This window comes from Pseudomonas sp. CM25, assembly GCF_013179705.1.
Lineage (GTDB): Bacteria > Pseudomonadota > Gammaproteobacteria > Pseudomonadales > Pseudomonadaceae > Aquipseudomonas.
Window position 1 is genome coordinate 1 of record NZ_JABMCW010000165.1, and the last position, 11,966, is coordinate 11,966.

14 protein-coding genes are annotated in these 11,966 nt (G+C 64.0%); 8 read left to right on the plus strand and 6 right to left on the minus strand.

The genetic code is table 11. The features are described 5' to 3' along the window. Positions 1-100 precede the first annotated feature (100 nt). Both HP546_RS17455 and HP546_RS17460 read right to left on the minus strand, forming a co-directional pair. Positions 101-307: a 4-oxalocrotonate tautomerase family protein gene (locus HP546_RS17455; protein ID WP_172227776.1), complete on the minus strand. Its 207-nt coding sequence runs from the start codon at positions 305-307 to the stop codon at positions 101-103. Between the two features lie 18 nt (positions 308-325). Continuing rightward, entirely contained in the window at positions 326-1,060 is a 735-nt protein-coding gene (locus HP546_RS17460) for an SDR family NAD(P)-dependent oxidoreductase (RefSeq protein ID WP_172227778.1), read from the minus strand. Positions 1,061-1,183: 123 nt separating this feature from the next. Between HP546_RS17460 and HP546_RS17465 the strand changes: the two genes are divergently transcribed. Together HP546_RS17465 and HP546_RS17470 are read left to right on the plus strand one after the other, a co-directional pair. Further along, positions 1,184-2,104 carry a LysR family transcriptional regulator gene (locus HP546_RS17465; RefSeq protein ID WP_172227780.1) on the plus strand — a complete coding sequence of 307 codons (921 nt, stop codon included), beginning with the start codon at positions 1,184-1,186 and terminating at the stop codon, positions 2,102-2,104. A gap of 93 nt (positions 2,105-2,197) precedes the next feature. After that, positions 2,198-2,461, plus strand: coding sequence for a hypothetical protein (locus HP546_RS17470; RefSeq protein ID WP_172227782.1), 264 nt, complete (start codon positions 2,198-2,200; stop codon positions 2,459-2,461). A 60-nt stretch (positions 2,462-2,521) separates the two neighbouring features. On the opposite strand, the gene HP546_RS17475 is transcribed toward HP546_RS17470, so the two are convergent. Further along, positions 2,522-3,172, minus strand: a complete 651-nt coding sequence (locus HP546_RS17475; RefSeq protein WP_172227784.1) for a TIGR04211 family SH3 domain-containing protein — start codon at positions 3,170-3,172, stop codon at positions 2,522-2,524. Positions 3,173-3,604: 432 nt separating this feature from the next. Between HP546_RS17475 and HP546_RS17480 the strand changes: the two genes are divergently transcribed. Together HP546_RS17480 and HP546_RS31445 are read left to right on the plus strand one after the other, a co-directional pair. Continuing rightward, positions 3,605-4,084: a VOC family protein gene (locus tag HP546_RS17480; RefSeq protein WP_172227786.1), complete on the plus strand. Its 480-nt coding sequence runs from the start codon at positions 3,605-3,607 to the stop codon at positions 4,082-4,084. Positions 4,085-4,087: 3 nt separating this feature from the next. Then, positions 4,088-4,291: a hypothetical protein gene (locus HP546_RS31445; protein ID WP_256678494.1), complete on the plus strand. Its 204-nt coding sequence runs from the start codon at positions 4,088-4,090 to the stop codon at positions 4,289-4,291. Between the two features lie 316 nt (positions 4,292-4,607). On the opposite strand, the gene HP546_RS17490 is transcribed toward HP546_RS31445, so the two are convergent. Next, positions 4,608-6,356: a BCCT family transporter gene (locus tag HP546_RS17490; RefSeq protein WP_172227788.1), complete on the minus strand. Its 1,749-nt coding sequence runs from the start codon at positions 6,354-6,356 to the stop codon at positions 4,608-4,610. A gap of 312 nt (positions 6,357-6,668) precedes the next feature. On the opposite strand from HP546_RS17490, the gene HP546_RS17495 reads away from it, so the two are divergent. From HP546_RS17495 to HP546_RS17510, 4 genes are all read left to right on the plus strand, one after another. Next, the gene (locus HP546_RS17495) at positions 6,669-6,986 is read left to right on the plus strand and encodes a hypothetical protein (protein ID WP_172227790.1); all 318 of its coding nucleotides are present in this window, start codon (positions 6,669-6,671) and stop codon (positions 6,984-6,986) included. 8 nt (positions 6,987-6,994) lie between these two features. Next, positions 6,995-7,195: a DUF1289 domain-containing protein gene (locus HP546_RS17500; RefSeq protein ID WP_172227792.1), complete on the plus strand. Its 201-nt coding sequence runs from the start codon at positions 6,995-6,997 to the stop codon at positions 7,193-7,195. A gap of 49 nt (positions 7,196-7,244) precedes the next feature. Beyond that, positions 7,245-7,886: a LysE family translocator gene (locus tag HP546_RS17505; protein WP_172227794.1), complete on the plus strand. Its 642-nt coding sequence runs from the start codon at positions 7,245-7,247 to the stop codon at positions 7,884-7,886. A 158-nt stretch (positions 7,887-8,044) separates the two neighbouring features. Next, positions 8,045-8,836 carry an ABC transporter substrate-binding protein gene (locus tag HP546_RS17510; protein ID WP_172227796.1) on the plus strand — a complete coding sequence of 264 codons (792 nt, stop codon included), beginning with the start codon at positions 8,045-8,047 and terminating at the stop codon, positions 8,834-8,836. 15 nt (positions 8,837-8,851) lie between these two features. Here HP546_RS17510 and HP546_RS17515 read toward each other — a convergent pair whose 3' ends face one another. Both HP546_RS17515 and HP546_RS17520 read right to left on the minus strand, forming a co-directional pair. Further along, a complete protein-coding gene (locus HP546_RS17515) occupies positions 8,852-10,195 on the minus strand; it encodes a cytochrome c (RefSeq protein WP_172227798.1) in 1,344 nt (447 codons plus the stop codon). Positions 10,196-10,213: 18 nt separating this feature from the next. Next, positions 10,214-11,966, minus strand: a 1,753-nt coding sequence (locus tag HP546_RS17520; RefSeq protein ID WP_172227800.1) for a xanthine dehydrogenase family protein molybdopterin-binding subunit, incomplete at its 5' end; no start/stop codon positions are given.

Genomic DNA, 11,966 nt, shown 5'->3' on the forward strand with positions numbered 1-11,966 from the left:
GGCAAGCACCTGTCAGCCCTGATGCAATTTGCCCTGGAGCATAGAGTCACCCTCACACTCTGCGCAACGCCTGGTGATCGGTTCTCGTGTGGCAGCAACCTCACCGCCGCTCTCGCGCCCGTACCTGGGTCACCGTCTCCCCACCAACCCCCCAGTTATCGGTCGGCACCTCCTCGATCACCACAAAGGTACTGGCCGGCGGTTTGCCCAGCACTTGCTGCAACATGCGGGTGGTCTGCTCGATCAGCTGGCGCTTGTGCTCAGCAGTTACCCCTTCATCGGTCACACGAATATGCACATAAGGCATGGCTGCTTGCTCCTCTGTTCAGTGCCAGGTGCCGGCAGTGCTGCCGCCATCCACCGGCAAGATCACACCGCTGACGAAAGCTGAGTCGGCCAGGTACAGCACGGCGTCCACCACGTCCTGCGGCGAGCCGGTGCGGCCGCTGGGTGACAGCGCGCCCAGGCCTTGCACATTGCCCCCATGCAGTGGGGTATCGATGATTCCCGGTGCCACCGCATTCACCTGCACCCCGCTGGCCGCCAGCTCCAGCGCCAGGCCTTTTACTGCCTGGTTCAGGCCGCCCTTGACCAGCACCGGCAACAACGCGGGTACGCGGGTGTCTGGTTGCAAGGCGATGGAGGCGGTGATGGCGATGATCTGCCCGTGCCCTTGCCCTGCCATGATCCGCGCCGCTTCCTGGGCCGGGTAGAAGAACCCCTTCAGGTTGGTCCCGACCAGCGCGTCGACATCCACTGCGGTGTACTCGGTAAACGGTTTGGCAATGAAGATGCCGGCATTGTTGATAAGGATGTCGACCCCACCAAAGGTTTGCACCGCGCTGGCGAACAACCGCTCAGCCGTGCCTGGTTCGGCGATGTCGCCGGCCACACCAACAAAGCGCGAAGGATTGCCGAGGCGGCCGGCGGCCTGCTCCAGGCGCGCCTGGCTGCGGGCATTGCCGACGACATTGTCGCCGCGTTCGAGGAACGCCTCGGCCAGGGCGAAGCCCAGGCCGCTGGAGGCCCCGGTGATGATGACGGTTCTTGGCTGGGTCATGCTTGCGTACTCCGGAAGGTGAGCCGATGGCTCGGGTGGAGCTCACTGTAGGCTGCAACACATGCTTGAAAAATGTGCCGGATAGCATTTCAATCAATACACCATGTAATCAATCGAGCCCTCATGTCCCGCCACTTCGATGACCTGCAACTGGGCAGCCTGGAGCTGTTTTGCCTTGCCGCTGACAGCGGCAGCTTTACTGCCGCAGCCACCGAGGCTGGCGTCACTCCGGCGGCGGTAAGCCGCAGTGTGGCCCGTCTGGAGGAGCGCCTGGGAGTGCGCCTGTTCGTGCGCACCACCCGGCAGATGCGGCTTTCCGAGGCTGGGCAGGCGTATTACCAGCAATGCCGCCAGGCGCTCGGGCAACTGGTCGAGGCAGAGCGCCAGGTCACAGGCGGCCAGGTCGCGCCCAGCGGCCGCCTGCGCATCAGTGTGCCGACGCCTTACGCGCACCACCGGCTGCTGCCGTTGCTGCCGGCGTTCCAGCAACGCTACCCGCAGGTGCAGGTAGACGTACATGTCAGCAATCGCAACGTCGACTTTGCCGAGGAGCACTTCGACCTCGCCATCCGTGGCCGCGAGCCTGCCGACTCGCGGCTGGTGGCGCGGCGCCTGGAAGATGCCCCGTTGGTGGTGGTGGCCACGCCCGCCTACCTGGCACGCCGGGGCACACCGCAAGTGCCGGAAGACCTGGCTGGGCACGAGTGCATCCAGTTCGAACTGGCCAGCAGCGGCCGGCGCCCGCGCTGGAGTTTCCGCCGCGATGGCCGAGAACTGGAGTTGGAGACCGATGGCAGCTTCACCTGCCTTGGCGATTTTCTTGCCACCGCAACCCTGGTGCGCCACGGCGCCGGGCTGATGCAGGCCTACCGCTTTACCGTGCAGGAGGCGCTGGACAGCGGCGCGCTGGTGGAGGTGCTGGCCGAGTACGGCGGCACCTCGCGGCCGTTCGTGCTGATCTACCCGCAGTCCCGGCACATGCCGCTGCGGCTTCGGGTATTCATCGACTATCTGTTCGCTGAAGGCGCACGATCACACGGCTGAGCGCAGGTGTGGTTGCCCGAGGGGGACTATGCTGTGTGTGGCGTCGAGCCGATGTCGCTCGAGCATCTTTCGAATTTCCCAGGAGAATGTTGCATGAAATCCATGACACTGCTGGTGATTGCTTCGGTGCTGAGTTTTGCTGCACATGCGGATCCCAAGACCAACTGCGATGCGAAGATTCAGGAGTTGGAAGACTTCCACAAAGCTAGCGGTCAGGCGATGCACGGTGGCATGGCACATGACTTCAAGGTGAAAATGGAGGAGGCCAAGACGGCGCGGGACAAGGGTGACATGACCAAGTGCCAGTCGGCTGCGGACCAGGCCAAGACCATCTACAACAAGGCGCGTAGCAAGTAGGTGTGAGCCGTGCCGGCCTCTTCGCGGAACAAACCTGCGAAGACGCCGGCATAGCTGGCATCAGAACCAGCGGTCGTTCTTCTTCCGGCCACGGGTCAACGCCGGCAGGATCAGCCCCATCAGCAGCCCCGCGCCGGCAATGCTGCCGCCATACACCATGTAGCGCATCATCACCTGCTTGTTCTCATCGCCAAGGCGCGCCTGGGTATCACGCAGGGTCGACTGGCTCTCATCGAGCTGCTCGCTCAGCGCCTTGTTGCGCGCCTCCAGTTCGTCGACCAGCTTCTTGCGTGAGTCGAGGGTTTCCTGCATGCCCTGCACACGGTTCTTCCAGCTGTCGTCGATGGTCTTCAACTGCCCGGTCAACTCTGCGACCTGGGCATCGAGCAACGGCAGGCGTTCGTTCTGGCCGGGCACCGACTGCAGGTCGTTGCTGAGGATCCACACCACATCGCCATTCTGCCCGCGTACCTGGCTGTAGTTGCCCTGGCTGCCGACCAGGGTCAGCTTCTGCCCGGACTTGAGCGTGCCGACGATGCGGTGGCCGTCGGTCGGGCCGCTGCGCACGTAGGTGCTCAGGCTGTCACTGACCCAGCGTGCATCGCTGGCAGGCTCTTCGGCATGCGCCGGTGCGGCAAGGGCCACCACGGTGGCGATCAGGCCACCGCGCAGGGCAATGAGGGCGGAGGCAGTTGGGCGGGATTCGGGCATGTTGGGTCTTCGCTGAAACAGGACAAAAGTAGGCCCGGTGACTGGGCCGGTGAACCGGTCGGTGAGTTGACCGTCAGCGAAAGACCGCTTTTTTGTAAGCAGGTTCACTACCTGATGTCGGAAATGTCTGCAGAATGTTGCGGCGCCCGGCCTCAGGCAGCGCCCCTGCTGTCGTTGACTGTGGCGATGTTGCTGACCGCCATCGCCGGGCAGATTGTTGAGCGCAGCGCCAAGCTTGCTATCCTCGCCACAACAGCAGTCGCGAGACCCCCATGCCCAGACCCCGCAAGCAAGCCCGCCAACGGCAGGTCAATGGAAGGGCTCGCAGCAGGGGGATTTATCGTACAGGCGTACGGTAAAATCGGCTGTGCGGGCCTTGGGTCAATGCCGAGGCTAGACTCTAACGTTCTCCCTCATTCATGGAGCACCACCATGACGGCCAAGAACACAATCTGCCTCTGGTACGACCACGATGCCGAAGAGGCCGCGAATTTTTATGCCAGCACGTTTCCCGACAGCAGCGTGATCGCGGTGCACCAAGCGCCGGGTGATTACCCGTCGGGCAAGCAGGGCGACGTGATCACGGTGGAGTTCACGGTGATGGGCATCCCTTGTGTGGGCCTGAACGGTGGCCCGACGTTCAAGCACAGTGAAGCGTTTTCGTTTCAGGTCAGCACCGAGGACCAGGCCGAAACCGACCGGTTGTGGGACGCAATTATCGATAACGGTGGCGAGGCCAGTGTATGCGGCTGGTGCAAGGACAAATGGGGGATCTCCTGGCAGATCACCCCGCGCATCCTCATCGAAGCCATCGGCCACCCCGACCGTGCGGCGGCCAAGCGCGCGTTCGACGCGATGATGCAGATGGGCAAGATTGATGTGGCCGGTATAGAGGCGGCGTTGAACGGGTGATGCGTGACCCTGTGGGGCGCTTCCACCGAGATCGCGCCCCCGTTATTGCGCCCCAGCGGTGCTGCGGGGCTGTGCGACGAGTACCCGAGCATTGGTTACCCGGAAGACCCTGAATCCTATGGCTACGAAGGCGAGCTGCAGGCGGGCATGGCGCTGTGCGTGGAGGCCTGCATTTACGCGTTCGAGGACAGCTTCCTGGGCGATTGACTGGCCCTGAAAAACAACACATCCGCAGGCTTGCCAAGGCCCGGTAGGAGATCGCCCAGCTCATTGGGCTACGGTGTCGCGCATAGAACGGATGCTGGGCGCTCCGCGTACCCTGTGGGAGCGGGCGCGCCCGCGAAGAATCCAACCCGGTGCATGGCACCGGCTGCGCCGGTGTTCGCGGGCACGCCCGCTCCCACAGGTTCCCTGCTAAATCAGTGAGTTATGTGCAGTTCTACGAGAGCCCACCCGCGAATGCGTTGGCCAAACCAACGACGCATTTGCGGGTAAAGCCCAAAGAGACGAGCGCCAGCCGGTTTCAGCGCTGGGCCACTTCACTGGCCTCTGCCGCCGGCTTCACCGAGGCCTTCTTCTCCTGCACCACGATGTAGAACTCCTCGCCATGCTTCACCGCCCCATACAGCACGGCTTTTTCGATCAGCTCGTTGCCACGCAGGTGGCGCAGCATCATCGGGTCCTTGCGCAGGTCGCGGTACAGCGCCAGGCACAGCAGCACCATCACCACCACGAACGGCAAGGCCACGACAATGGTCAGGTTCTGCAGCCCGGTCAGCGCCTCGCCAGGGTCACCCGGGTCGCCGATCGCCAGCATGATCGCCGCCACCGTACCGGTCAGTGCACCCCAGAAAATCACCGTGCGCCGTGATGGCGCGGTGGTGCCATGTTCCGACAGCGTGCCCATCACCAGCGAAGCGGCATCGGCACCGGAGACAAAGAAGATGCCCACCAGGACCATCACCAGCACCGAGGTGGCCGAGGCCAGCGGGTAGCTGTCCAGCAACTGGTACAGCGCATGGTTGCTGTTGACCGCCCCGTTGGCCAGTTGCAGCGCGCCGTCGCGCAGGGCGTCGATGGCCGCGCCGCCGAACACGGTGAACCACACCAGGCTGACCAGGCTCGGCACCAGCAGCACGCCGGTCACGAACTGGCGAATGGTGCGGCCACGGCTGATGCGGGCGATGAACATGCCCACGAACGGTGTCCAGGAGATCCACCAGGCCCAGTAGAACACCGTCCAGCCGGCCAGCCAGTTGTCCATCTGCTCGCCGCCGCTGGCGTTGGTGCGGGCCATCATTTCCGGCAGCATCTTGATATAGATGCCGATCGAGGTCGGCAGCAGGTTGAGCATCAGCAGGGTCGGCCCGACCACGAACACGAACAGCGCCAGCAGCAGTGCCAATACCATGTTGGTGTTGGACAGCCACTGGATGCCTTTGCCGATGCCCGATACCGCCGAGGTGACGAAGGCAATGGTCAGCAGCGTAATGATCGAAATGTAGAACAGCTTGCCCGGGCTTTCGATCCAGCCGTTGTACTCCAGGCCGCCGGCGATCTGCAGCGCACCCAGGCCCAGCGAGGCGGCCGAGCCGAACAGCGTGGCGAAGATCGCCATCATGTCGATCAGCCGGCCCAGCGGGCCGTTGGCGTGCTTGCCGATCAAGGGGCGGAAGGCAGCGGAAATCAGCTGCGAGCGGCCGCGGCGGAAGGTGCCGTAGGCAATCGCCAGGCCGACGATGGCGTACATGGCCCAAGGATGCAGGGTCCAGTGGAACAGCGTGGTGGCCATGGCCACCTGCATCGCTTCGCTCGACTGGGGGCTGGCCGAACCAGGCGGCGGCGACACATAGTGCGACAACGGTTCGGCCACGCCGAAGAACATCAGGCCGATACCCATGCCGGCGCTGAACATCATCGCCACCCAGGACACCGTGCGAAATTCTGGCAGTTCGCCATCACGCCCCAGCGGCACCCGACCGTAACGGCTGGCGGCCAGCCACAGCACGAACACCACGAACAGGGTGGAAGTGAGCACGAAGAACCAGCCGAAGTTGAGAATGACCCAGGATTGCGCGCTGGAAGCGCTGCTGGCGAGGCTGGCCTGGTTGAGCAGGCCCCACAGCACGAATGCGATGGCCAGGCCGCTGGTGCAACCAAACACGATCCAGTCGAGCTTGCCCTCGAAACGCCGGTCCTGGCGGGCTTCTGCGGTTTTCGAGGGGTCGGTCACCCCAAGGTCGAGCGTTTCGGTGATGTGTTCCTTTGCCATGAAGAATGAGGCCCCTGTGGCTTACCTGCAGGTGCAGGCTTGTTGTTGTGTGGGCTACCGAGCTCGATGACGGCCTCGGCCGGGTGAGTTGCCGCCGCGATTATCCTGTGCCGCAAAAGGCGGCTCCTGTCCCGATTACGCCCTGGGGCGTCCATTGCGCGACCTGCCAACTGCTTTTAGTTCCGGGGGCCATGACCCTTTATACCTCGCGTTCTGGTAACCTGACGGTCATTACCCGGGCCTGCACATCCGAGCACCGTAGAAGCGCTGCTGCTTGTGGGCCAGGCCGTACCAGGAAACGGAGATTCGTCAATGGCCACTGACCGTGTGAGCCTGATTCATTTCGATAAACTGAGCATGAGCCCTGACGCAGCCGATCGGTTCCAGAAGGCTCTCGACGCGCTTGAAGCGCTGAAGTTGCAGGACCGTTACGTGTATCTCATCGCGCATTATCTGGGTGATATCGCCGACGCCTCCGACACTGAGCAACTGAATACCGCCTTGGCCCAAGGCATTCGCGTGGTCGATGAACTGCTGCCGCCCAGGTCGGTCAGCAAGGTCAAGGCTGCAGAACTGCGCAAGGTTTTCCACGACGCCGCCGAGCGCGCGCGTGCGCAATTGTCTGGCTGAGCACCGGCATGGCCAAAGACATCGACAACCCCTGCGTCTCGTTATGCCAGCTCAACAGCGAGCTGTGCGTAAGCTGTGGCCGTAGCCGTGACGAAATCCGCAAATGGCGGGGCATGAAACGCCCGGAAAAGATGGCCACCGTGCAACGGGCGGCGACGCGCATGAAGGCTATCGCCAAAAAGGCAGCCAAACGGCAGAATGCCGACTGAACCTGCGTGCCATCCACGCAGCCTTTGCCGATTGCCTGACGAGCCTGAAATGGATTCCCACTCGCTGCTTGCTTTTACCCTGGTTGCCGCTATCGCGATTGCCAGCCCTGGCCCTGCCACCCTGATGGCCATCAACAACAGCCTGGCCCACGGCCAGCGCAGCGCGATCTGGTCGTCGCTGGGCAATGGCTTGGGCCTGTTCTGCCTGTCGGCAGCCGCCATGCTGGGGCTGGGCGCGCTGCTGGCCAGTTCCGAAATGCTGTTCAATGCCGTGAAGATCCTGGGGGCGGGCTACCTGTTCTACCTCGGGGCGCGGCAATTGCTGAAAAAAAGCCCGATGCTGGTAGCGGGAAGTGCAGAGGGCGTGGCCAAGGTCCGGCCTACGCCTGTGAAACTGTTCAAGTCGGCCTTCTTCACGGCGGTCACCAACCCCAAGGCGACCATGTTCTTCACTGCATTGTTTCCGCAGTTCATCGACCAGGGCGCCGCATTGCTACCGCAGTTCCTGACCCTTACCGGGATTTTCGTGGCGTTGTCGCTTACCTCACTGAGCCTGTATGCCGCCTTGGCTGCGCGGGCAAAAGGGGTATTGACGCGGCCGTCGCTGTCGCGCTGGGTGAGCCGGGTGGTGGGTACGACCTTTATCGGGTTTGGTGCAGCGATCCTGGCGATGCGCCGCCAAGGCACGTGAAAATGCGTGGTCCGGCCGATGAAAGGCCAGCCTGCTAGCCGCTGATGGTCCAGACTGTCTGCAGCACGCGCAGATGATTGCTGCAGTCGACCACAGGAGGTGGCAGCCTTTGGCCGCTCCGCCGGGTCGGCGGATGTCACAGGTGCCGAGGGTCGTCGATGATCGAGCGTTGCTTTCGCTACGCCTTGCCAGTTTTTCTGTGCCTGCTGCTTCCCTTGGCGGCGGCAGCGGCTGAGCAATGTCGACGGCTGACCGCCACCGGTAACCCGGAATACCCCCCGTACCTGTGGCGCGACCCGCAAAACCCCCAGCAGCTGATCGGCGCCAATGCCGACCTGCTCAAATACCTGGGCAAGCAGCTTGGGCTGGAAATCGATGTGATCTACGCCGGGCCTTGGTCGCGCGCGCAGGAAGAAGTGCGTACTGGCCGGATCGACCTGCTGGCCGGGTATTTTCAGACCGATGCGCGTCGGCAGCAGATGGACTTCGTCGCACCGCCATTTCTGCACACACCCAGCGTGGTGTGGGTGCGCCGGGACAACGCCTTTGCCTATCGGCAATGGGCCGATCTTGCAGGTCGCAAGGGCGGTACGCTGGTCAACAACAGCCACGGCCAGCAATTCGACGACTACGCCAAGGCCAACCTCACCCTTGAAGCGGTGCCCGGTGCCCGGCAGGCGTTCGAGAAACTGATGCACAAGCGCAGCGATTACGTGGTGTACGAGCAGTACCCCGGCATGGCGCTGGCGCGCACGTTGGGTATCACAGGCACTCTCCAGGTGCTGGAGCCGCCGGTTTCCAGTGAGGGGTTGTACCTGGCGCTGTCGCGTAACTCGCGCTGCAACCAGTCACAGCTGCGTGAAGCGCTGGCACGGGAGATGGAGAGGATCGTTGCCGGGGAATTGCCGGAGCGGTTGTTGAAGCAGAACCTGGAGCGGGCGCAGCCGTAGCAGCCCGCCCCTGCTTCAGCGCATATGCAGAATGATCGGGCTGCTGCTGGCCGGGTCGGTATGTTCACGCAGCTTCCCCACCGCCTGCGCATTCACCGCACCACCGTGGTTGCCCCATGCCGTGCGCACGAAGCTCAGCACCTCGGCAATCTCCTGATCACTCAACTGCTCGCGCAAAGCCGGCATGCGATAGGCATCCGGCACCCCGGCAGTTACCACGCGCTGCGAACCGTTAAGGGTGATGTTGATCGCCGAGGCCGCCTCTTTGGCCAGGGCCGACGTGGCCCCGGCCAGCGGCGGCATCCATTCGGCCTGGCCCTTGCCATCCAGGCCGTGGCACGTTGCGCAGCGGGTCACATAGGTATATGCGCCCGGGCTGTCGAGCCGCGCCGTTGCAGATTCTGCCTGGTACTGCCACGGCACGCCGTCGCGCTGCGGGTCGCCGGGCAGCGATTTCAGGTAGCGGGCAATGGCGGCAAGGTCCTCGTCATGCATGAACTGCAAGGAGTTGTTGAACGCCTCGGTCATCGAACCGAACACCACCGCATGGCGGTTTCGCCCGGTCTTCAGGAACTGCGCAATGTCCGCCTCGCTCCAGCGCCCCAGCCCGGTATTGGGGTCGGCGCGCAGGCTCGGTGCGTACCAGCCATCGAGCAGGGCGCCGGCGAGGAACGGCTTGCCGCTGTCATCCAGGGCTTTCTCGTTGAAAGCCAGGCCCCGCGGGGTATGGCAGCTGCCGCAATGGCCGGGCCCCTGGACCAGGTAGGCACCACGGTTCCACTGCGCATCCTGCTCGGGTTTGTCTGTGTATGGTGTGTTGGCAGCGAACAGGCCGTTCCACAGGGCGATGGGCCAGCGCAGGTTCAGCGGCCAAGGGATATCGCTGGCCAGGTTGGCCTGCCGGGCAGGTTGCACCCCGTGCATGAAGAACGCATAAAGCGCCTTCACATCATCATCGCTGAGCTTGGCGTAGGACGGGTAGGGCATGGCCGGGTACAGCCGCCGTCCGCCAGGAGCCACGCCTTGACGCACGGCGCGGTCGAAGTCGGCCAGGCTGTAGTTGCCAATACCTGTGTCGCTATCAGGGGTGATGTTGGTGGCGTGGATTGCGCCCAGCGGGGTGGCCATTTCCAGTCCGCCGGCAAACGGTCTGGCGTCTGGCAGGCTGTGGCAGGCCACGCAGTCGGCGAGACGGGCCACGTACTCGCCGCGGCTGACCAGCGCCGGGTCGCTGGCCACGATCGGCGTCCCGGCAAACGGCGAGGCGGGCTCGCGGGTGACGTACCAGGCCAGCAGGCCTGCCGCGACCAGGCAGGGCAGCACCAGCCAGCCAGCGGTCCTTGCGAAACGATGGGTCATGGGGCGTTCCTTGTGCAGTCAACTGAAGGTATGGCGGCTCAATGGCAGGCTGCGCACGCGCTGGCCGGTAAGCTGCGCGACTGCATTGGCCACGGCCGGTGCCACGGCGGGCAGCGGCGGCTCGCCGATGCCACCCATCTTCGCGCCGCTTTCGACAATACGTACATGCACCCGGGCCATGCGCGAAGGTGGCAGGATCGGGTACAGGTCGTAGTTGCGCGCGCGCGGTTTGCCGTCCACGTACACCGCTTCCTCCAGCAACGTCTGCGATAGGCCCAGGGCGACTGCGCCGTTGACCTGGTGCTCGATGATCGCCGGGTTGACGATGCTGCCCGGGTCGATGGCCTGCCAGATGTCGTGCACCTTGACCTGGCCGTTGTCGATCGACACCTCGGCAATCACCGCGGCCTCCGAGCCGAACGGTGAGGCCATGGCCACGCCCCGCGCGCGCTTGCTGCCATCTTCGGCGGTGAACGGGCCGCGTTTCCAGCCACCGGACAATTCGGCGACCGCGTTCAGCAGGTTGGTCAGGCGCGGGTTGTCGCGTAGCAGGTGGCGGCGCAGTTCGAACGGGTCCTTGCCGCCCTTGTCGGCCAGTTCGTCGAGAAAGCTTTCATAGAAGAAGTCGTTCAGCGAATTGCCGACCGAGCGCCAGTAACCCAGCATGGCCGGGCCTTTGACGTAGATCTGGGCAATGCGCTTGTTGGCAATGGCGTAGGCCTTGCCCGATAGCCCTTCAAGCGCGGTTGGGTCGACTTTGTCGCCTTGCTTGCCGGCGATGGCCTCGGTGGGGCCTTCAGTGGCACTCACCGCCTCCAGCGCAACCGGCCAGCCCTCGGCGTCCAGCCCAGCGCGGAATTTCACCACAGCAACGGGCCGCAGCACATCGCGCAGAAACTCCTCTTCACGGCTCCAGATAAGCTTCACTGGCCGGCCGACTGCCTTGGCCAGGGCGATGGCCTGGGGGTAGGGGTTGGCCGAGTCGTACAGGAAGTGGCGGCCAAAGAAACCGCCCAGCAGCGGCGAGTGGAGGAGGATCTGTTCAGGGTCCAGGCCCGTACGCTTGGCAATGTCGTCACGGAACATGTCCGGTGCCTGGTTGGGCAGCCAGACCTCCAGGGTGCCGTCGGGGTTGTAGCGGGCGAGGGCAGAGGGTGGCTCCAGCTGGGCGTGGTTCAGGTACTGGTTATGGTAGCTGGCTTCGATGCTGGTCTTGGCATTCCCCAGTGCGCCGGCGATATCGCCTTCGTTCTCCTCGTCGCGGGCCGGCCCCTGCACGGTGGCCAGGTGCTCGCGCCAGCCGTCGCTGGAAAAGTCCGCGGGCATCGGCCGCACCTTGGTGTCCGCCGCCGGCTCTTTCCAGTCTACCTGGACCGCTTCCACCGCGCGCTTGGCGTGCCACCAGCGCTCGGCGACCACGGCGACGGCGCCTGGCAGCTGATGCAGTGAATGCACACCTTTCATGGCCTTGACCTGATCCTCATTGCGCAGGCTGCCCACGGTCATGCCCAGACGGGGTGCGTGCTGCACGGCGGCATGCAGCATGCCGTCGACTTTCATGTCGATGCAGTACTGGGCCTTGCCGGTTGACTTGTCATAGGCATCCAGGCGGCGCACGGGTTTACCGATCCAGCGAAACTGGCTGGGGTCGCGCAACTTGACCGTGCTCGGATCAGGCACCGGCAGGTCCATCGCGCGCCCGGCCAGCTCACCGTAGGGAATTGAGCGGCCAGTCGTGGTATGTACTACGTTACCCGGCGTGGTGGACAGC